Annotated in this window: 35 protein-coding genes; 33 read left to right on the top strand and 2 right to left on the bottom strand. The window is 70.0% G+C overall.

Annotation, left to right across the window (positions count from 1 at the left end; translation table 11 throughout):
- Window positions 1–395 (bottom strand): helix-turn-helix domain-containing protein (locus tag POF43_RS24375; RefSeq protein ID WP_282704749.1); only part of this gene is annotated, 395 nt, incomplete at its 3' end.
- 295 nt (window positions 396–690) lie between these two features.
- Here POF43_RS24375 and POF43_RS35205 point away from each other — a divergent pair.
- From POF43_RS35205 to POF43_RS24245, 27 genes are all read left to right on the top strand, one after another.
- Window positions 691–897 (top strand): helix-turn-helix domain-containing protein, encoded by a 207-nt coding sequence (locus tag POF43_RS35205; protein WP_372516113.1) that lies wholly within the window; start codon window positions 691–693, stop codon window positions 895–897.
- The gene (locus POF43_RS24370) at window positions 894–1,223 is read left to right on the top strand and encodes a helix-turn-helix domain-containing protein (protein ID WP_271322986.1); all 330 of its coding nucleotides are present in this window, start codon (window positions 894–896) and stop codon (window positions 1,221–1,223) included. The genes POF43_RS35205 and POF43_RS24370 overlap by 4 nt, the downstream gene beginning before the upstream one ends.
- Window positions 1,224–1,320: 97 nt before the next feature.
- The gene (locus POF43_RS24365) at window positions 1,321–2,166 is read left to right on the top strand and encodes a hypothetical protein (protein ID WP_271322985.1); all 846 of its coding nucleotides are present in this window, start codon (window positions 1,321–1,323) and stop codon (window positions 2,164–2,166) included.
- Window positions 2,163–2,531 (top strand): hypothetical protein, encoded by a 369-nt coding sequence (locus tag POF43_RS24360; protein WP_271322984.1) that lies wholly within the window; start codon window positions 2,163–2,165, stop codon window positions 2,529–2,531. Before POF43_RS24365 ends, POF43_RS24360 begins: the two co-directional genes overlap by 4 nt.
- Window positions 2,531–2,884 carry a hypothetical protein gene (locus POF43_RS24355; protein WP_271322983.1) on the top strand — a complete coding sequence of 118 codons (354 nt, stop codon included), beginning with the start codon at window positions 2,531–2,533 and terminating at the stop codon, window positions 2,882–2,884. Before POF43_RS24360 ends, POF43_RS24355 begins: the two co-directional genes overlap by 1 nt.
- Complete coding sequence (locus tag POF43_RS24350; RefSeq protein ID WP_271322982.1) at window positions 2,881–3,402, top strand: hypothetical protein; 522 nt, start codon at window positions 2,881–2,883, stop codon at window positions 3,400–3,402. Before POF43_RS24355 ends, POF43_RS24350 begins: the two co-directional genes overlap by 4 nt.
- A complete protein-coding gene (locus POF43_RS24345) occupies window positions 3,399–3,665 on the top strand; it encodes a hypothetical protein (protein WP_271322981.1) in 267 nt (88 codons plus the stop codon). Before POF43_RS24350 ends, POF43_RS24345 begins: the two co-directional genes overlap by 4 nt.
- Window positions 3,662–3,949, top strand: coding sequence for a hypothetical protein (locus tag POF43_RS24340; protein WP_271322980.1), 288 nt, complete (start codon window positions 3,662–3,664; stop codon window positions 3,947–3,949). Before POF43_RS24345 ends, POF43_RS24340 begins: the two co-directional genes overlap by 4 nt.
- Window positions 3,946–4,152, top strand: coding sequence for a hypothetical protein (locus POF43_RS24335; RefSeq protein WP_271322979.1), 207 nt, complete (start codon window positions 3,946–3,948; stop codon window positions 4,150–4,152). The genes POF43_RS24340 and POF43_RS24335 overlap by 4 nt, the downstream gene beginning before the upstream one ends.
- A gap of 26 nt (window positions 4,153–4,178) precedes the next feature.
- Window positions 4,179–5,195, top strand: a complete 1,017-nt coding sequence (locus POF43_RS24330; protein WP_271322978.1) for a hypothetical protein — start codon at window positions 4,179–4,181, stop codon at window positions 5,193–5,195.
- Window positions 5,188–5,646: a hypothetical protein gene (locus POF43_RS24325; protein WP_271322977.1), complete on the top strand. Its 459-nt coding sequence runs from the start codon at window positions 5,188–5,190 to the stop codon at window positions 5,644–5,646. Before POF43_RS24330 ends, POF43_RS24325 begins: the two co-directional genes overlap by 8 nt.
- On the top strand, window positions 5,643–5,876 hold the full coding sequence (locus POF43_RS24320) for a hypothetical protein (protein ID WP_271322976.1): 234 nt from the start codon (window positions 5,643–5,645) through the stop codon (window positions 5,874–5,876). Before POF43_RS24325 ends, POF43_RS24320 begins: the two co-directional genes overlap by 4 nt.
- Window positions 5,877–6,110: 234 nt before the next feature.
- A complete protein-coding gene (locus tag POF43_RS24315; protein ID WP_271322975.1) occupies window positions 6,111–6,383 on the top strand; it encodes a hypothetical protein in 273 nt (90 codons plus the stop codon).
- A 15-nt stretch (window positions 6,384–6,398) separates the two neighbouring features.
- Window positions 6,399–6,683, top strand: a complete 285-nt coding sequence (locus POF43_RS24310) for a hypothetical protein (RefSeq protein ID WP_271322974.1) — start codon at window positions 6,399–6,401, stop codon at window positions 6,681–6,683.
- Window positions 6,684–6,748: 65 nt separating this feature from the next.
- Window positions 6,749–7,081 (top strand): hypothetical protein, encoded by a 333-nt coding sequence (locus tag POF43_RS24305; protein WP_271322973.1) that lies wholly within the window; start codon window positions 6,749–6,751, stop codon window positions 7,079–7,081.
- A 10-nt stretch (window positions 7,082–7,091) separates the two neighbouring features.
- The gene (locus POF43_RS24300) at window positions 7,092–7,529 is read left to right on the top strand and encodes a hypothetical protein (protein ID WP_271322972.1); all 438 of its coding nucleotides are present in this window, start codon (window positions 7,092–7,094) and stop codon (window positions 7,527–7,529) included.
- A 68-nt stretch (window positions 7,530–7,597) separates the two neighbouring features.
- Window positions 7,598–8,446 (top strand): hypothetical protein, encoded by an 849-nt coding sequence (locus tag POF43_RS24295; RefSeq protein ID WP_271322971.1) that lies wholly within the window; start codon window positions 7,598–7,600, stop codon window positions 8,444–8,446.
- Entirely contained in the window at window positions 8,446–9,423 is a 978-nt protein-coding gene (locus POF43_RS24290) for a recombination directionality factor (protein ID WP_271322970.1), read from the top strand. The genes POF43_RS24295 and POF43_RS24290 overlap by 1 nt, the downstream gene beginning before the upstream one ends.
- 65 nt (window positions 9,424–9,488) lie before the next feature.
- Entirely contained in the window at window positions 9,489–9,722 is a 234-nt protein-coding gene (locus POF43_RS24285) for a hypothetical protein (RefSeq protein ID WP_271322969.1), read from the top strand.
- Window positions 9,719–10,429: an exonuclease domain-containing protein gene (locus POF43_RS24280; protein ID WP_271322968.1), complete on the top strand. Its 711-nt coding sequence runs from the start codon at window positions 9,719–9,721 to the stop codon at window positions 10,427–10,429. Before POF43_RS24285 ends, POF43_RS24280 begins: the two co-directional genes overlap by 4 nt.
- 73 nt (window positions 10,430–10,502) lie before the next feature.
- Complete coding sequence (locus POF43_RS24275) at window positions 10,503–11,321, top strand: phage antirepressor KilAC domain-containing protein (RefSeq protein WP_271322967.1); 819 nt, start codon at window positions 10,503–10,505, stop codon at window positions 11,319–11,321.
- Window positions 11,318–11,665: a hypothetical protein gene (locus POF43_RS24270; RefSeq protein ID WP_271322966.1), complete on the top strand. Its 348-nt coding sequence runs from the start codon at window positions 11,318–11,320 to the stop codon at window positions 11,663–11,665. Before POF43_RS24275 ends, POF43_RS24270 begins: the two co-directional genes overlap by 4 nt.
- Window positions 11,662–11,874 carry a hypothetical protein gene (locus tag POF43_RS24265; protein WP_271322965.1) on the top strand — a complete coding sequence of 71 codons (213 nt, stop codon included), beginning with the start codon at window positions 11,662–11,664 and terminating at the stop codon, window positions 11,872–11,874. Before POF43_RS24270 ends, POF43_RS24265 begins: the two co-directional genes overlap by 4 nt.
- Before the next feature lie 77 nt (window positions 11,875–11,951).
- Complete coding sequence (locus POF43_RS24260; protein ID WP_271322964.1) at window positions 11,952–12,803, top strand: hypothetical protein; 852 nt, start codon at window positions 11,952–11,954, stop codon at window positions 12,801–12,803.
- Window positions 12,800–13,069, top strand: coding sequence for a WhiB family transcriptional regulator (locus tag POF43_RS24255; protein WP_271322963.1), 270 nt, complete (start codon window positions 12,800–12,802; stop codon window positions 13,067–13,069). The genes POF43_RS24260 and POF43_RS24255 overlap by 4 nt, the downstream gene beginning before the upstream one ends.
- Window positions 13,066–13,857, top strand: a complete 792-nt coding sequence (locus POF43_RS34970; protein WP_271322962.1) for a DNA-methyltransferase — start codon at window positions 13,066–13,068, stop codon at window positions 13,855–13,857. The genes POF43_RS24255 and POF43_RS34970 overlap by 4 nt, the downstream gene beginning before the upstream one ends.
- A 209-nt stretch (window positions 13,858–14,066) precedes the next feature.
- Complete coding sequence (locus POF43_RS24245) at window positions 14,067–15,383, top strand: hypothetical protein (RefSeq protein ID WP_271322960.1); 1,317 nt, start codon at window positions 14,067–14,069, stop codon at window positions 15,381–15,383.
- 62 nt (window positions 15,384–15,445) lie between these two features.
- Here the strand turns inward: POF43_RS24245 and POF43_RS24240 are convergent, their stop codons facing one another.
- Window positions 15,446–15,622, bottom strand: coding sequence for a hypothetical protein (locus tag POF43_RS24240; protein WP_271322959.1), 177 nt, complete (start codon window positions 15,620–15,622; stop codon window positions 15,446–15,448).
- A gap of 198 nt (window positions 15,623–15,820) precedes the next feature.
- On the opposite strand from POF43_RS24240, the gene POF43_RS24235 reads away from it, so the two are divergent.
- The 6 genes from POF43_RS24235 (at window position 15,821) to POF43_RS35355 (ending at window position 18,913) form a co-directional block, all read left to right on the top strand.
- A complete protein-coding gene (locus tag POF43_RS24235) occupies window positions 15,821–16,594 on the top strand; it encodes an HNH endonuclease (RefSeq protein ID WP_271322958.1) in 774 nt (257 codons plus the stop codon).
- Window positions 16,594–17,226: a hypothetical protein gene (locus POF43_RS24230; RefSeq protein WP_282704748.1), complete on the top strand. Its 633-nt coding sequence runs from the start codon at window positions 16,594–16,596 to the stop codon at window positions 17,224–17,226. The genes POF43_RS24235 and POF43_RS24230 overlap by 1 nt, the downstream gene beginning before the upstream one ends.
- Window positions 17,227–17,311: 85 nt before the next feature.
- On the top strand, window positions 17,312–17,638 hold the full coding sequence (locus POF43_RS24225) for a hypothetical protein (RefSeq protein ID WP_282704747.1): 327 nt from the start codon (window positions 17,312–17,314) through the stop codon (window positions 17,636–17,638).
- Entirely contained in the window at window positions 17,635–18,375 is a 741-nt protein-coding gene (locus tag POF43_RS24220) for a zinc finger domain-containing protein (RefSeq protein ID WP_271325998.1), read from the top strand. Before POF43_RS24225 ends, POF43_RS24220 begins: the two co-directional genes overlap by 4 nt.
- On the top strand, window positions 18,372–18,614 hold the full coding sequence (locus POF43_RS24215; RefSeq protein WP_282704746.1) for a hypothetical protein: 243 nt from the start codon (window positions 18,372–18,374) through the stop codon (window positions 18,612–18,614). Before POF43_RS24220 ends, POF43_RS24215 begins: the two co-directional genes overlap by 4 nt.
- A complete protein-coding gene (locus POF43_RS35355) occupies window positions 18,611–18,913 on the top strand; it encodes a zinc finger domain-containing protein (RefSeq protein ID WP_443732113.1) in 303 nt (100 codons plus the stop codon). The genes POF43_RS24215 and POF43_RS35355 overlap by 4 nt, the downstream gene beginning before the upstream one ends.
- Window positions 18,914–18,921 lie beyond the last annotated feature (8 nt).

The following is an 18,921-nucleotide window of genomic DNA, read 5'->3' as shown; positions in this document are numbered from 1 at the left end:
CCCCCGCGGGTGACGACGACGACCAGGCGCATGCCGCCGGCGGACAGGTCGAGGACATCGGTGTCGACGACCTCGCTGTCGCGCAGTTCGTGTTGGACGCGGAGGGGGAGTTGGCTGTCGCTGGCTGGCGGGGGAGCGCTGGCGGGGGGAGAGGGGGCGTCGAGGGGGGCGCCTCCTTCGAGGATGCGGGTGGCGGAGCCGGCGGCCCAGTTGAGCGCGGCTTCGATGCGGGGGAGTGAGGGGGGGCGGCGGCGGGGGTTTTTGCGGGCGCCTTCGAGGTTTTGAACGGTCGCTTCGCTGACCTCTGCCGCGGTGGCGAGGTCGATCTGGGTCATGCCTCGCGAGGTGCGGGCGTCCCTGATGGCGTCGCCGAGCCGCTTCCAGTCCTGGGTCATGCGGTCATCATGCCCTACCGAGAGGCAACGGGCACCCACTGGTTCCCCTAATTGACCTGTGTTGATCCGTAGTACTGGCGCGTAGCTGTTGCCTGGATGTGCCTCGGTGAGCCTGTCGTGCTTCTGGTTGCGCAGACTGGCTACCCGGTGGGTCCTTTGTGCGGCGTAGGGGTGCGCCCGGGGGCGGCGTTTCACCTAGTGAAGGCCAAGGGGCGCCCGGTTAACACGGATGAACACATATTGAAGGCGGATCAACGCCTTGTGAATCCCGGTCGTTAGGTCTACGTTAGGTGTTGTGACACCGAACGGAGCCGCAATCAGGTCCATCCGTGAGGCTCGCGGACTCAGCCTGAGACGGCTCGCAAGCCTTGCGGAGAGAACCCCCAGCTTCCTCAGCCGCATCGAGACCGGCCAGCGCCAGGCGAGCGACGACACGCTCCGACAGATCGCAGCCGCGCTCGGCATACCCATCGACGCAATCACAAGGGAGACCCCACCGTGAGCCTGACCAGCCCCCCACTGCCGGAGACCGTGGTCCTGGATACCACTCTCCTCGAACGTCTTGTCGTGGCCTTGGAGAGCATCGCCCGGTCTTCGACCGTGGCGGAAGCCGACCCGGAAATCCGGTGCTACACGCCGGCTCAGGCTGCTGAGCTGCTCGGAGTCTCCGAGAACTGGGTCGAAGACCGCATGAACGAGAAGACGATCCCGTTCACGTTCATCGGCAAGTTCCGCCGGATGCGCCGGAAGCACATCGCGGCCGTGGCGGAGCACCGGGAGATCGACCCGACTCGCCAGGGGCACCGCCCCCGCTCCATCGCCGCCTAGAGCGGCTTCACGGCCCCAACCGCCGGTTTCTGTCCGGTCACCGGCAGCCGGGGCCTACGCAACACCCCTCACCACTCACCGAATGGAGGAGCCTGCGATGGCTTCATCTTCTCAGACCCCCGAACCTCTGAGCCCCGGGCGGCCGGTGGAGATCCGCCAGTGTCAGCCGACGGAGTGGCTGCCGAACCCGTGGACGATCCGTGAGGTCGAGGGCGGCACCGACGAGCGTGGCTGCTGGCAGGTGCTGCACGACGGCACGGTGCTGGCGACTCTGCCGGACTGGGCCGGGGATCTGGCCCTGTGGATGGCGGCAGCGCCCGAGAACATCACCGCGTTGCTGGCCGTGGTGGACCGCCTGCGGGTGCAGTGCGCGGCCGGGGCGACGGCGGAGCAGGTGCTCCAGCGGCAGATCGACGGGCAGAGCGCTGAGGTGGACCGCCTGCGGGCGGACCTGGCCGCCGCGCGGGAGCTGGCCGGGCTGGCGACGGAGTACCGCGTCCCGGCCGAGGCGGCCGAGCTCCCTGAGCGCCCCACGTCGGTGGAGCTCCGCCCGGGCGACCAGCTCATCGACTGGGATGACATGACCCGGTTCGAGGTCGTGTCGACGGCGCCGGACCGCCACCAGTTCGAGGTCCGTCTACCGGACGGCACCACCGCCGGCGAGGACGGGGTGTGGATCACCGGTCGGGACCTGCGGTCCGGCGAGACGATGTACCGCATCGCGGGCGAGTCTCACCGGTGGGACTGGTGCCCGGTGGAGCTGCTGCCCGGCCGGGCGCCCCGTATCGCCGCTCAGGACGTGCCGCTTTCCGTCCTGATGGCCCGTGTCGCCCAGGCGCACGACCTGGAAGCCCCCGCCGTCGAGGACGCGTTCGCGCACCTCGCGATCGATCACCCGGACGCCGTGGTCGCGTCCTTGACCCGCCCGGAGGTGGCGTCGTGACTGCCCTGCTGCTGGAACTGCCGACGTCTCCCCTGTTCTTGTCCCGCCGGAACGTGGCTTCGGTCGAGGCGATGTGCGACTCCCAGCCTCTGCCGATCGGTTCGCTGACCGGTCGCCCGGACGCGGCCCACGTGACCGTCACATCGCTGGACGACCTCGGCCAGTGGATGTACGCCCGGGGCGGCCGGATCACCGTGCACCCGACGCCGCACGGCGTGGACCTGTGGGTCCTCCACACCACCGCTGACGGCCTGCCGGGCGCCCCGGTCCCGGTACGGGTGTCCGTGCCGGTTCCCGCCGGCGAGCAGACCCCCGGCGACTTCACCGCCTCCATCGCCGGCGACTGCTGGAAGGGCGTGGCCTAATGATCCGCCTCGACCTGTCCATCACCTCGAACATCCTGGGCGAGACCACGCTGCGGGCGGACCGTATCCGCCGCGACACCCTCACCCAGCTGGCTCTGGCCCTGCGCGGGGACCACGCGACCGACGTGCAGAACGCCCTCGACGCCCTCATCGATGCGGTGGCATCTCCGGATGACGCGGAGGGCGCGGAGATCGACGCCCTGGTCGACGACATCGAAGCCGAGGCCGACATGGGCCCGGCGGAGATGCGCCTGTCCCGCACGGATCTGGGCCAGTTGCTGCGGCAGGGCTCGGAGGTCTACCACCCGGCGGCCCGTCCGCTGGCTGTGGTGGATGGCGGGGTGGCGGCATGAACCACGCGGACGGGCCGGCCGAGGTGCCGGTGGCGCTGTCGCCGGTGGGTGACGTGCTGGAGCGCTTGCGGGCCGCTCGATTCGACCGGCAGTCGCGAGATGGTCGTCTCGGTACTGACGCCCAGGTCCTGCACCGGGTGGCCGACCTGATGGAGGACGACGACCTCCGGTCGTCGTGGGCGCGGAGTTATCGCCGTGGTCGTCGTCGGCGCCCGGGTGGTCCGGTCGGAATAACGACCGGCGTTATGGCACATTTCATCTGGAAAACGTGCACGGCAGTCGCTTGCGACGGTGAACCGTTCGCGGCGCGGTGGGGTCGTGTGTGCGCCGAGGGAGGCGTAGCGGCTGCGTCCGCCTGGGGCGACGGTGTTTCCGCGGACAGCAGGCGTCTGACGGCGCTCGTGCTGGGCGTTGGTGGCGCAGTCACTCCCGCCGATGTGCGCGCGCTGGCCGAGGCCGCGGCCCGGCGGCCGCCCCACGGCCAAGACGCCCTGTTCGTCGGCGGTGAGTCCCGGTGACCCCGCACCTGTCCGAGCCGCAGATGTTCGGCGCGGCCGTCGTGGTCTACGCGCTGGTGTCCGCCGTGGTGTTGCGGGGTGGTGCGTCTGGCCGGTGGCTGGGCCGTCTGTTCCGGCGGGCCGTCTGCTGCTGGCTGGCTTACGGCCGTACCCGGGCCGCCGCCATGCACCGCCCGCCCCGTCACCGGGCCCGCCACCCGCGCATGGCCGTGCTGGCCGCACACCTCACCCACACCCGTCACATCCCCGGGGGGACCCGATGAGCACGACCCAGCACACCTGCTACTCGGTCGCCTGCGACCGGTGCAAGAACGTCAACGACTTCGAGCACGACTTCACGCCTCACTTCCCGTCTGCGGCCGAGGCGATCGACGAGGCGGAGTCCTGCGGCTGGGTACTCCTTGCCGACGGGCGCCTGCTGTGCGAGGACTGCATCAAGGCGTTGCTGGCGGCCGGGGAGATCGAGCGGAACAACTCGGACGACGATGACGCGCCGCCGTACCGGATGGTGGCCGCCGCCCCGGCCACCGAGGACGGTGCGCTGTGAGCGTCATGACCTACCGCCGTCTGTGGTGCGACGGCGTCAGCGGCCAGCCGTGCGGGGCGTGGATCGGCATGGCTGAGACGCCCGGCGAGACGGCTGCGGAGCTGCGTCGCGTGGCCCGCGCTGATGGGTGGCGACACCGCCGCGACGGCCGCAACGGCCGCGACCTGTGCCCCGACTGCGCCGAGGCGGGTGAGGGCCAGTGACCGCCCGGGACGAGATGCGGCGCCGAGTGGAGGCAGCGATCAGCGCCTCCGACATCGAGAACACCCACGTCCGGCGCCTGGCGGTCGCTGCCGTGATGCCGGTGCTGGACGCGGTGGAGGCCGCCGCCCGCGCGGAGGCGTGGACCGCGCTGCTCACCCAGCTCCGCGCCCGGCACGACGGCTGCTGCTACCACTGCACGGCCGTCCTGCGGGACGCCGCCGCGCTGGTACGGCTGGGTATCGAGAAGGGCGCCACGATCCCGCCGGTGGCCGAGCTGGCTGCCGCCGGGCAGGCCCCCGCGACGTGTGACTGCGGCGGGCAGACGCTGCTGACGGTGCACACCCCCGAGGCGTGCTACGACCCCGCGCCGCAGCCGGAGACCGCGCCGGACGCCCCGATGGGCACCCCGGAGCCGGTCGCCGCCTGCCCCGGGTACGCCCCGGGCCCGCACGCCGGCCTGTGCACGCACTGCGGGTACGCCCGCCGCTGGCACCGCGCCAGCGGCAAGGACGGTGGCGCGGACGCCGCGGCGGTCTGCGTGTGCGGCCACCAGCGCGCCGCGCACGACGACCGGCAGCCCCGCTGCCTCGCCTGCGCTGGGCCCGGCCGGCACCCCTACACCCCACAGGCCACCGCGCCGCTGCACTACGACGCCACTCCGGACCCGCTGGACGGGTGCCACTGGTGCGCCTGCGGCAACCGCTGGCCGTGCCCGGCCGTCCCCGCGCCGCAGCCGGAGACCGCGCCGGACGCCCCGGCCCCGCGACGACCGAACCCCTTCGACGCCTGGGCGCGCGCTACCGACCGCCTCGCCGCCGAGCGCGCCCGCGTGCACCCGGAGCCCTGCGACTACTGGGTCACCCAGGACTGCACCTGCCCCGGCGCCCCGCCCGAGCCGAACCGACGCCGCTGCCCGATCACCCGGCCGCACCCGTTCCACCTCGGCTGCCCCGGCATCAGCACCGCCGAGCACGTCGCCCAGTACCCGCCGACCGGCACCGTCCGCCTGCCCTCCTCGACCCCGGAGACCGACCGTGACTGACAACCCCGCCACCGCGCCGGACGCCGAGCCCGGCACGCCGGACGACGGGCGGGAGCAGCTGCGCGAGCAGTACGCCGCCGCCCTGGACGAGTGCCGCGCGCTGATACCCGCCGAGCAGGCCGCCGCCGTGCTGGCCGTCCGGGACGACGCGCTGGCCGACGCCCGGCAGCGGGCCGAGGCCGCCGAGCAGCGGATCACCGCCATCCACGAGGCCCTCGTCGTCTGGCGCGACCGGCCCGGCGAAGTCGGCCTCGCCATGGCCATCGGCCGCATCCTCGGCGGCGAGCAGCCCGACCCACCCGCATCCGCCGCCGTAGTCCGCGCGCTCGCCGAGTGCGACCGGATCGAGCGCGAGTTGTACCCCGTCGCCGACGACGGCATGGCCATCGCTGTCCGCCGCATCCGCGCCGCGCTCGCCCCGGCACCGGCGCAGGACGGGGGCGCGTCGTGACCGCCGCCGGCACCTACCGCCTCAACACCCTCTACAGCGCCATCCGCAGCAACCCCGGCCAGCAGTGGACCACCACGGTCGCCATGAACGCCCTCCGAGCCGACGGCATCAGCATCGACCGACACTCCGCCCGCCGGCTCCTCGCCGCCATCGAAACCGACGGGGGTCTCACCCGGATCGACCACCCCAACCGCCGGTACTGGGTGACCACACAGGGAGCCGCCACGTGAGCGCCGTCGCCACGACCGCGCTGGGGTTCTGTGCGGAAGCACGAAGCGCGGCGTTGAAATTTGCTCGCTTGCACGAAGCGCAGGGCGTCCAAATCGGGCAGCGTGGGAACCGCCGGTTGGTCGAGCCCCGGACATCCCGTACCGCCGGGATCGGAGCCGCCTCGTGATCACCGTCCTCATCACCGTCGCCCTGTGGCTCGGATTCTGCCGCCACATGAACCGCCGGAGCACCCGATGACCCACCGAAACCGTGCCGCCCACACCCTCGTGCGGCACCAACCCATCGCCGACGCCCTCCGCGAAGTCCCCGGCCTGGAACTCCCCGTCGGCACCTACTCGGCACGGCACAACGCCAAGAACGTCGCCTACCGGATCATCCACGCCTACCGGCTGCCCTATTACGAGCCCGCCGGCTCCTACACGGCCCGCTGCGAGGACACCGAGATGGGCACCGCCGTCTACGCCCGCTACGTCGGCGAACGCGCCGCTATCCCGAACGCCGCCTGAACAGGAGAACCCACCGTGAACCACACCCGCACCATCGCCGCAGCCCTCGCCGCCACCGCCGTTCTCGCCCTCGCCGGCTGCTCCGCCGACAAGACCGCCGAACCGTTCAAGGACAGCCCCCGCAACGGCACCAACAACAACCCGGCCGAGGTCATCACGATGCCTGACGGGTTCAACAACATCGCCTCCAAGTGCGACGGGCCGAACCGGGTCTACGTGACCTACCACGGCGACGACAAGTACGGCGCTGTCGCCGTCGTCCCGAACGACCCCCGCTGCACCACGGCCGCCAAGAACTGAACGCCGAACGCCCCGCTGGCGGATATCCGGCGGGGCACCCAACCTCAGCATCACAGGAGAACCCGATGAACGTCTCCCTCTGTAAGCACTCACATCCCTGCCAGCCGCCGCTCGGTTCGATCACCCGGCCCGGCCCGTGCGTCGACTGCGGCACCAGCTGGGGCGCCGTACAGGACGAACTCGCCCGTCAGCAGCAGGCACTGATCCTCGGTACGGTCCGCACCGGCGAATGCCCCGACTGCGCGCAGGTGAAGAAGCTGTTCCGCTTCCAGGCCGAAGAGCAGCCCTGGCACGAGTTCGGCGTACAGCTCCCCATCACGTTCCTGTGCATCGACTGCTGGAACACCGCTGCCGCCAGCGAGAACGCGTTCACCGCAGCGCTCTTCGAGAGCGTCTGAGGAGAACCCCGTGAACGAGCCCACCCCCGAAGCCCCGATCCGCTGGGGCCAGTCCATCGCCACCCACGGCACGGGCGACACCACCACCGTCGACATCGACGTATTCCTCCCCGGCAACACCGAGGTCCTGCCCATGGAGATCCCTCTCGCCGACGCCACGACCCTCCACTCCATGCTCGGCGACGCCATCCGCGAGCACACCGCCGACCGGTCGACACCGAACATCCCGGCCGCCGTAGCCGCACACGTCCTGTGGTGCCTCTTCGGCCGTGACCCCAACGGTTACCCGCCCTCGGCGTTCACCACCCGGCTGCTGGCCCTGTGGGAGTACGCCGACGACGAGAACGCCGCACGCCTCAGCCGCGCCTACCCCGCCTACGGGGCCGCCATCGATCTGCTGCGGGTTCGCGGCGGCCTCGACTGCCTCCGCACCATCGCTGCCACCTGACCCACCATCTGCCCGGCCGCCGTTGACCGCCGCGCGGCGGCCGGGACGCCAAACCACCGGAGAACCCAGTGACCGACCCCCGTCACGCCCACGACACCGACCAAGGCCGCTACTACAGCGACCCCGCCGGCGGCCCCGATCTCGTCTCCGTCACCAACGTCCTCGCAACCTCCGTCGCCAAAGCCGCCCTCATGCCCTGGGCCGTCAAGCTCACCGTCGAATGGGTCCTCGACCGCCGCATCGAGGTCGCCCACCGGGCCATCACCGACCGCACCAACCTGGTCCGCGAAATCAAGCAGGTTCACCGCGACGCCCGAGACCGGGCCGCCAACCTCGGCGACCGCATCCACTCCGCCGCCGAAGCCCGCATGCTCGGCGCCCCCACCCCCAGCGACCCGGAAGTCGCCCCCTACCTCAACCAGTTCGACCGCTGGATCGCACTGTGGGGCATAGCCGCCGACCGCGACGTATACGCCACCGAAATCACCTGCATGAACCGGCGCCTCGGCTACGCCGGCACCGCCGACCTCATGATCTGGCTCCCCACCGCCGCAGGCGGCAAGCGCGAACTGTGGCTCATCGACTACAAGACCTCCGCCACCCGCTCCGCCAAGTCCGTCTATCCGGAGAACACCCAGCAACTCGCCGCCCTTCGCTACTGCGAAACCGTACTGCTGCCGGACGACACGGACGCCCCCATGCCGAAGATCCAGCGCACCGGGGTCCTCAACCTGCGGGCCCGATCTCACGCCCTCGTCGAGATGCCCGCCGGCCGCGACGCGCACCGCGCCTTCCGCGGCGCCCTCACCAACGCCCTGTGGCACCACGCCGCGCCCACCACCTACCCGGCGCTCCTCGCCCCCGGCCAGAAGGCCGCCCCCGCGCGGCGCCGCACCATCCGAAAGGCAGCAGCCTGATGGGCTCCAGACTCCTCAACATCCAGCGCAAGGCCGCCGAACACGGCCGGCTCCGTACCGGCTACACCCAGGGAAACCGGCCCGTCCGCTCCGCCACCTGGGTCATCACCTCCCACTCCGAAGAGCACGTCCGTACTGCCGCCGAACTTTGGGGCGGCGAACCCCAGCAGTGGAAGCCGCTCAACTCCACCATCGAGCAGTGGCGGGTCATCACCAAGGCATCGTCCATCGAAGCCCTGATCACCCCCGGCGATCCGCTCAACCAGTACAACGAGATGTGGTCCAAGGGCGGTTGCGCCCGCCGCTGCGACGGCGAGACGGAGACGCTGTCCCGCAAGCCGTGCCTGTGCGCAGCCCAGTTCGGCGAGAACTGGTACCTCCAGGCGAAGGGCCGCGTCTGTTCGGCGACCTCTCGCCTGAACGTGATGCTGCCGGACCTCTCCGGCATGGGCCTGTGGCGGGCGGAGACCCACTCGTTCTACGCCGCGTCCGAGTGGGGCGGCATGGTCGACATGGTGCTCGCTGGCACCAACGGGCAGGGCTTCGTGCCGGTCACCCTGCGGATCGAGCCGCGGCAGCGCGTGGCGAACGGGGAGACGAAGAAGTTCCCGGTCGTCGTGGTCGAACTGCGCGGCGTTACTCCCCGCCAGGCCCTGGCTGGCCCGCTGCCCACCGCGCTTGCTCTCAACCCGTCCGGCCAGAGCACGGCCCTCGCTATCGAGGCGCCGCGTCCGGACTACATCGCCGAGGCCGAAGGCGGCCTGACGTCCGACGACGTCCGCGACACCTGGCGCCGGGCCGCAGAAGCGGGCCACGTCGACCCGAAGGGTAGCGACCCGCTGTCCAAGCAGCTCATGGCCATCGCCGCCCGCAAGGACGCCGAACTCGTCACGCCGGACGAAGACGGCGCCTACGACGTCGAGGTCGTCCCCGACGACGCGCCGTGGCCCGCCGTGGCCACCATCCCGCAGTCCTGACCAACAAGCCGCGGGGACGCCCTCACCCGAAATGAGGGCGTCCCCGCACCCAAGGAGACCACACCATGACTGGACCCGAGCACTACCTCGAAGCCGAACGACTCTTGTGTGACGCTACCGACAACGACGGCGACATCACCGCCACCAGCGAGCGAATCACGGCCACTCTGACCGCCGCCCAGGTTCACGCAACCCTTGCCCTCGCTGCCGCTACCGCTGGACAGCTCGCCGACCGCTACGTCGGCGACGGCGACCACATCAACGCCTGGCGCACCGCCGCGAACGGGGACGCCAAGTGACCTGGCACACCGGCCGAATGGCCGCCTTCGACACGGAGACCACTTCTCCGACCCCTGAGGTCGCCCGGATCGTCACCGCCTGCGTCGCTCTCGTCGGCGGCAGTCAGCCGGCGCAGATCGCGAACTGGATGGCCGACCCGGGAGTCCCGATCCCCGAGGAAGCCGCCAAGATCCACGGGATCAGCACCGAGCGCGCCCAGGCCGAGGGGCGCCCGGCGCCCGAGGTGATTGAGCAGGTCGTCGCCGCACTCGCACAGGCCGTTGCCCAGGACATTCCGGTCGTCGCCATGAACGCCCGCTACGACTTCACCGTCCTCGACCGCGAAGCCCGACGCCACGGCATCACCCCGCTCGTCGATCTCGTCGGCGACGGCCTGCGGGTCATCGACCCGTACATCCTCGACAAGCAGGTCGACACCTATCGCCGCGGCAAGCGGACCCTCACCCACCTCTGCCAGCACTACGGGGTGGCGCTCGACGGGGCACACGACGCCGCGGCCGATGCCTTTGGCGCCGCACGGGTCGCCTGGCGGATCGGCTCCCTTTACCCGGCCGTCCGCGACTTCGACCTCGACGACCTCCACAAGCACCAGATCACGTGGGCCGCCGAACAGGCCGCCTCCTACCAGGAATACCTGCGCCGACAGCACCCCAATGCGGGCATCGAAGGCGCGTGGCCGCTCATCCCGGACTCGTCCGCCACCTGACCGCCCCGGCCGTCCCCGGCCGAGCCGGGCGGGGACGGCCCCACCACATCCCACCCAGAACCAGGAGACCCACGTGACCGCTGAACCCACCAACGCGTTGCAGGTTTTCAACGTCTCGGACACCAACATCCGCTTCGGCGTCGCTGCCGATGGGCGCCCCTACTCGGTGGCAACTGACTTCGCCAAGACCATGGGCCACCGGGATGCAAGCAACGCGCTTCGCCTCCTGGAGGACGACGAGAAGGGTACTCAGATTGTGAGTACCCCTGGCGGTGACCAGCGGCTTTCCGTCATCTACGAGGACGGCATGTGGGAGCTGATCTTCCGCAGCAGCCTCCCCGGCGCCAAGGCCATCAAGAAGCAGGTCAAGGAGATCCTGCGGCAGATCCGCGAGACCGGCTCCTACTCGGCCGAGCCGCCCCGCGAGATGACGAAACTCGAAGCCCTCCAGGCCGCGATCGAGTCCGAGCAGAAACGCCTCGCCGCTGAAGCCCGGGTCGCCGAGTTGGAGCCGGCCGCGCGCTCTTGGGACGTCCTTGCCTCCGCCGACGGGGACTTCTCCGTCGGCGACGCCGCCAAGATACTTTCCCGAGACCCCGACATCCAGCTCGGGCAGAACCGTCTCTTCACCATGCTGGCCGACCACAAGTGGGTCTACCAGCAGATATCCGACGGACGACCCCGCGTCTTCCAGACCGCAGTCACCCGCGGCTGGCTCTCCGAACTCCCCAAAACCCACTACCACCCGCGCACCGGGCAACTCGTCGTCGATGCACCGCAGGTCCGCGTGACCGCGAAGGGACTCCACGAGCTTCACCGCCGTCTCGGCGGCAGCGGGCCGGTGCAAATCCCCGGGGCACCGTTCCAGCCCGAACTGGGCGGTGCCGCGTGACCGCCCCGGTCCAGCCGACTCTCGACGGCACCCTCCCGCCGGCCCGCATACCCGCCGCCGTGCAGCGCGCCGAGGACTACGAAACCTGGCTCGCCGCGGTCCGCCCCGCCTATGAAGCCGCAGCAGCGTCCGGCCGGCCGTTCACCACCTACACGGTCGCCGACGCCGCGAATCTCCCCGAACCGCCCGACCCCGCGCACACCTGGGGCCGGTTCATGCGGCTCCTCGCCGACGAGGGCTGGATACGCACCCACGGCTGGACCACCTCGGACCGGCCCACCACTCACCACTCCGGGGTGCGGACCTGGATCGGCACCCCGGCCGCAAGAAGGAACGCCGCATGACCACGAGCCTCCAGTCGGTTCCCGCCGCCACGACCGCCGGCGCCGACGAGAACCACCTCTACTGCTGCAACCCCGACCTCGGCCTCTGCGGAGCCGACCTCACCGGTCACACATACCTCCCCGCCGGAACCGCACCCACCTGCGCCGTCTGCAACGACCTCAAGAACCGGTACGGCCCGTGCTCGCCCGGATGCCCGGACATCCCGTGACACGACACCGCCACCACAACGCCGTCTGACCCACCACCGCACCTCAGCCGCACCGCCGCGGAAGGAGAACCACCCTCATGAAACCCCTCGCCGACCACGGCACCACCGCCCGCGCAAAGGGCCGCCCCGCCATGGGCATCCCAGGCTGCAACTGCGGCCCCTGCCGCAGTGCCGAAAACAGCTACGACAAGCGGAGGCGCTTCCTCAACGCCACCGGCCGCCAGCTCCGCCTCCCCGTCGAACCCATCGCCCAACACATCGACATGCTCTTCGCCAACGATGCCGGATGGGTCCAGCTCGCCGCCGCAGCAGAAACCTCCCAGTGCGTCCTCTCCCGTATTCGCCGGCGACTTCAACCCACAGTTCGCCGAGACGTCGCCACACGCATCCTCGCCATCCAGCCCGGCGACGCCATCCCGGCTGGGCGCCAAGTAGCCGCCATCGGCAGCATCCGCCGTATCCAGGCAGCCATGCGCTTGGCCCACTCCGTCAAAGCCATCAGTGCAGTCACCGGGGTCGAACACTCCACCCTCAGTGACCTACTCACCGGCGATCGCACCACCATCGCCCTCCACGTCGCCAAGCGCATTGCCAACGGATACCGCACCCTCGTCGCCACGACCGGCGACAGCGAACGTTCCCGACGTCGCGCCGCCAACAACGACTGGCACGGACCTCTCGCCTGGGGCGACAACATTGACGACCCCAACGCGGAACCCGAGGTCGATGACGCCGTCATCATCCCCCTCAAGCGCAACGACGTGGCTGCTATCCGCCGTGACGAGGTCCTCCACCTCGCCCGCTTCGGCGTCAGCCCCGAAGAAATCCACCACCGAATCGGCGAGGAAGTCGGCCTCGGCCACGTGAGGGAGATCGTCCGCACCCTCCACTGCGGAACCCGCGACCGGCGCAAAAAGGACGCCGCATGACCGACTGGCACGACCAGGCACAGTGCCGCGGCACCGACCCCGAGACCTTCTTCCCGGCCGGCTTCGGCGCCCGGTACCTCACCCGCATCGAGCGGGCCAAGGACGACTGCTGGGCCTGCCAGGTCCGCCTCGACTGCCTCGACGACGCGCTCAATCGGGAAGGCGACACCGCCGCCAGCATGCGCCACGGCATCCGCGGCGGGTTGGAGCCCGACCAACGCTGGCGTGTCCACCAACAACTCACCGAACGGAAGGCCGCATCGTGACCACCGCCGAACCCCTCGACCTCACCCTCACCCCGCCGCCCGGTGGCGAGATACTCCACCAGTCCGACCGCGCCACCGTGGTGTGGGGCGACTGCCGCGACCCCGCCGTCATCGCCGCCTGCCCCCGCGGGTACGGGCTGCTGCTCACCGACCCGCCCTACGGGGTGCGGTTCAACTCCGGCCGCTCCGGCACGTTCAGTGAGATCACGGGGGACGACGGCTCTGTGGACTGGCCCACCGCCCTCGGCCTATGGGCGGACCGCCTCGCCGAAGGACGCCACGTCTACGCCTTCGGGTACGCCGCTGACGTGCTCGCCGCCCCGCTCCGTCTCGGCGGTACCGCGCCCCTGATGTGGGATAAGCGCCTGACTGGCATGGGCAACCTGGCACAGAACTGGGGGCCCGCGCACGAGCCCATCGCGTTCGGCGTGCACACCCGCTCCGCCGCCGGTCGCGCCCGAGGAGACGGCCGACTCGCCGCACGCCTCCGGCACGGCAGTGTCCTGCGACACCAGCGGCCCAACTCGCGGGGTGCCAGCCGTCACAGCAACGAGAAGCCGATCCCGCTGCTGATGGAGCTGATCGAGTCCTCCACGCGGCGCGCCGATGCCGAACAGCCCGGCGACCTCGTCGTCGACCCGTGCGCCGGTTCCGGCTCCACAGCCGTCGCCGCCGTTCTCCTCGGCCGACGCGCGCACGTGGTGGAGATCGACCGCCACTACGCCGAGGTGGCCGTCGAACGCGTGCGCGCCGCCGAGAAACTCGCCCGCCAGATCGAGGCCGCATGAACAAGGACGTCCGCGCCCTCCTCCGCCGGGCGCGACGAGCCGGCTGCCGAATCCACGTCGCCCGCTCCGGCCACTACAGGGTCCAAGGGCCCAACGGCGGCGCCTTCACCATCGCCTGCTCACCCGCCAAACCCGCACTCGACCGCATCCGCAACGACCTCCGACGCATCGGCGCACGGATCTGACCAGCCAGTCGAAAGGAATCTGTCGTGTTGAACAACCAGATCATCGTCATCGACCGCGGATTGCGCTGCCAGGCAAACGCGAACGACCGAGGCGTGATCGACGCGAAGAAGCTCAGCGACCGCCAGTGGGAAGAACTGCGCTCTAGGAACGTCCGATCAGCCAAGCGACAGCTGGTTCAGTGTGCCAAGTGCTGGCAGCAGTACCGAGAAGTGCAGTGGCTCAAGACGTACAACACCGGCCGCGGCACACGCGTCATCAGCCACCAAGCGGGTGAATCACGCCCAGACCACGACTACGAGACTGTCGAAAGCCCGCAGCATCGGGCTCACAAAGATCGCGCCGTCCTCATAGGCGAACCGGAAGGGTATGAGCCTCAACGGGAGGCTTGGGCCCCCGATGGGAAAACGCGAGCCGATGTCCTTCTGACGGGCGCGCTGGTCGTCGCCTACGAGTATCAGCACTCGCCATTCAGCGCCACGGGCCGCTACAGCGCCCCAGAGCGAACACGTCTGGCGGCAGCCGTTGGCCGCACCAATATGTGGCACACCGACACCGACACCGTAAGGGGCATGGTGCCGATCCTCCGGACGGACGGGGATCTTCCACCCCGGGTCATCCGGAACGTCAACTACCGACTGGAGTTCCGCGGCGGCATCTACTACGTCGAGATCTACACCTGCACAGCCGGAGAAGGGCACCAGTGCCCCAACCGAAAGTTCAGCGGGTGCGGCAAGCCCCACGCTCGGGGGCATGTCACGGCCGGTGCGCTCGATGATGTCTTGCGCGGAGCGCCCGTCGGCGCCTACATGCCCGTGTACGACGCCCGCATCGTAGGCGCCCCCCGGTTCTTCTGGACCGACCGGCAGTCCTACGACCGGTACGCGACCCACATCGCTGGTGCGGATATCGCGCTACTCGGAGGCGTCCCAGCCGGTCCGGAAAAGACCAGGCGAGGCGTCCGCGAGGGCCACTCCGTACAGAAGGAAGCGGAACTCGCGGCGATGTTCGCGCAAGCCGTCGACCTGACGTCTCACGCCCCGGTCCCAACCTGTCGTCTCTGCGGACGGCCGACCCAATGCGTTGACCGCGACGGCCGTCCACTCTGCTTCGACAGCCATCGCAGAGAACGGATTTCCGTACTCGACAGCAGCAAACGACGGCCGGCGAACAGGACATGCACCTACTGGCTGGGCTCCGAGGGTCGCTACTGCCAGAACGCCGAGGAAGTCCGCCGCTTCCTCTGTGGCCACCGCTGCCCCGCACACACGCCCGCCGCCCTCAGCGGCACCCCCGAGATGCCGCCCGGCCCCGGCTGGCCCATTCACCGCAAAGCCGCATGACCACACACGACAACACCCCACGGGGGTGCCGCGGGGCCGGCCAGACGGAAGGAGGAGACGTGTCAGGAACCAGTTGCTTCGGCGCGAAGCCGACGCTTGTGGGCGGCGATCTGCTGGTTGATGTAGACGCGCAGGTCAGCGGCGCGCGACAGCCCCTTGGCCTTGCACACCTCCTCGTATGCCGTCCACGTCTCTTCATCGACGCGGATTACGCGGCCGGGGGTTCCCTTCGTCGTCATGAGCACAGCGTAGCTGACCGTGCAGAGGATGGGCACCTGCGTGGCAGCAAATGCCCCTCGAATGCCCCTCGGGTGCACGGGCACCTTACGCTATGGTGGAGGCGTGCCGAGAGGGCGAACGCCGCCCAAAGGAAGCCGCCCTGAAGGGCCCTGGTTCCACGCGCCCCGAAACCGATCAGCACTCGTGAAAGAAGACCAATGGCCGTCTCCAAGCGCCTCCGCTACGAGATCTTGCGGCGCGACAACTTCGCGTGTCGCTACTGCGGTGCCACGGCGCCCGACGCACCGCTGCGCGTCGATCACGTCATCCCCAAAGCGCTCGGAGGCACCGACGCACCCACCAACCTCGTCACCGCCTGCGAACCCTGCAACAGCGGCAAGACCAGCAGCCTGCCGACCGGATTCAGCGTCGGCGATGTCGACCAGGGCTCGCTCCGACAGGCAGCAGCCCTGCGGCGGGACGCAGAACAGCAAAGTGTCACCCTGTTCGCGCACCTCTACATGGTGTGGAAGTGGGCCTGGGGACGGACTGGGCAGCCCGTCACCGACTTCGACGACATCTTCTTCACGGATGAAACGCACAAGGTTCTCGCCTGCGGCCTGGCTTCCCAAGCAGACCTCACCGAGGCCGCGTACCGCGCCGGAGCCCAGAACGCCACCGACATCTCGTCGTACATCGGAGACGTCGTGCGGTCTTCCCGCCGCCCCGCGTCAGAGTCGACCAGCCGCTTCCTGACCTGCGTAGAGGCACTCGCCGAGTGGGAATCCGAATGGGACGGAGCGAGGCCTGACGCAGTCCCCAACCCAGACATCCCGGCCGCCATCCAGTTCATCAACACGGTTCAGACGGCACTCGCCGTCGGCGTACAACCAGCGTTCTTGGTGACCGCTGCGACGCGAGCCGGCCGTTCCTTGAGCGCGACCATCGACGGGTACCTGACCGAAGCGAACGTCGCGGGCGGTGACGCCTGATGGCCCGCGGACACGGCCGGATCCTCGCCTCCATCTGGGAGGACCAGGATTTCATCAGCCTCGGAGAAGGCGACCAGCGCCTCTACCTGTTCCTCATCTCCCAGCCCAACCTCAACCACGCCGGCCTGCTCGACCTCACCCTGCGACGCTGGTCCCGCAAGGCCTGCGGCCTGACGGTGGCCGAGTTGGAGAAGCGCATCGCCACCTTGGAGGAGACCCGGTTCATCGTCGTGGACGACGACACCGAGGAACTTCTGGTCCGCACGTTCGTCCGTAACGACGGCGTCTGGCGCATGCCCAAGGTCATGGGCGCCATGGTCTCCGGCGCCGCCGAGATCTCGTCGGTCAAGCTGCGCCGCGCCCTGCTGGACGAGATGGACAACCTGCCCCTCGACGAGTTGAACGCCGAGCCGGGGCCCCGCGGACCATCCGTCCGCCAGCAGGTTGAGGACCACCTGGCGAACCTCCGTCGAACCCTCCACGTACCCGACACGACACCGCCCCCGAACCCTTCCCGAACCCCCTGCCGAACCCTCTACGCGTGCGCACGCGCCCGCATCACACGCGCATTCCCCTGCCCCTGCCCCTGCCCCTGCCCCTTCCCCCAGCCCCATACAAGACGCGTCGGCTGAGGCGGCCGGGCAGACCGAGCTCGTCATCGTCGAGGAATCCGACTTCGTCGGCGCGACCGAGACGGCGCCCGAAGAACCGGAGCCCGTGGGCACCAACACGATCGTCGGCGAGTGGCTGGAGCGTTGCACTAAGCGCCCCCCCAGCAACGTCATCGGCCGCGTCGCCAAACAGATCAAAAACCTTCTGGACGACCGGATCCACCCCGACGACATCCGCCGCGGCGTCGCCAACTGGATGGTCAAGGGCGCCGATCCCTCGTCGATCCCCAGCTTCGTCAACCAGGCCATGAACGCCGGTGGTCCCCGAGGCAACGTCATCGACATCGACTCCGGCCAGCCCCTCCCCGGTACCGACACAACCGTCTCCGGCTGGGCTGCTGTCGCTGCGTCTTTCGACAAGGACTCTGCATGAACCCGAGAGAAGCCGCCGAACTGCTGGGCCACTGCTCCGCCTTCGACAACCGCAAGCCTTCCCAGGCCGCAGCCGTTGCCTGGGCCTCCTCCCTGCACGACGTTCCGCTCGACCACGACACCAAGGCCGCCGTGGCCGCCTACTACTCGACGCCGCCGAAGGATCCCGAACAGCGGTTGTGGATCCTGCCCCACCACGTGCGGACGCTCCGCGCGAGGATCCGCAGTCGGCGGTTGGAAAACTTCCAGTACGAGCCGATCGGGGATGAGACGGTGCCGCAGTACCTGGCCCGCTACCGGCGACAAGTACGGGCCATCGCTTCCGGCTACGTCGCCCCGCCGGCCGATCTCCCCGCGCTGACCGGCGGCCCACACAAGGACGTCGCGAAGGTCCTTGAAGGCGCCAACATCGGCCGCCTGGTGCCCGACTCCGACGAGGAATCCCTCGCTGCCGAAGTACGGCGCTCCGGCCCGCTCGGTATCCGCTGCCCGGCATGCGGCGCTGCGATCGGTCGGCCGTGCAAGACGCCGGGAGGCAGCGAGAAACAGCCCATCGGCAAGCCCCGCCGGAAACCGCACGGCGCACGCCTTCGGGCAGCGGCTGGGACAACCGAGCAGACCGCCGAGCAGCGAACAGCTGAAGAAGAACGCCGCCGAGCCGCTTCCCGTCTGGCGCTGGTTCGAATGCAGAACGACGAGGTCTGGGGCGCGGAGATCGTCGAAGGCGAAGCGTCATGACCGACGTCGACCCCGACGACATCACCGTGATGCGCTGCCAGGGCGACCTGCGTGCCTACCTCCGCGCCCAGATCGCCGAGGGCGTCGCCCGCCGCGACGCAAAACCCGCCCCACAGCAGCAGCCCACCCCAACAGGGCGCCGACCTGGCGAGTGGCCAGCTGGCACACACCCGCCCAGCCAGCACTTCTGCCCGCCCGACTGTCCCTGCCCGATCGAAGAACCCGAGGCCACTCCATGACCGTTCATGAACTCCGCCGCCTGCTGGGGACCGCACCGCACCCGGCCCGCAGCGTTCCGTGCCCGCACTGTGGCGCTGGCGCACGGGAGGCGTGCACGACTCGGTCGGGGCGCCACCGGATCACGGACAGCCCAGTGCATCCGGCCCGCCTCGACGCCTGGGCTCGGACCGTCGCCGTCTGCCCTGCCTGCCAGGTCGCCCCGTCCACCCCGTGCCACGCCGGCGGCATCCCGCTCCCCGGCGGGGCCGTGCATCCGCAGCGCCACACCGAAGCCGACCGCACCTCGCGTGCCGCCTGAAAGGCCAA

It is taken from the genome of Streptantibioticus silvisoli (genome assembly GCF_027947535.2).
Taxonomy (GTDB): Bacteria; Actinomycetota; Actinomycetes; order Streptomycetales; family Streptomycetaceae; genus Streptantibioticus_C; species Streptantibioticus_C silvisoli.
This window is presented reverse-complemented; position numbering and strand designations above follow the sequence as displayed.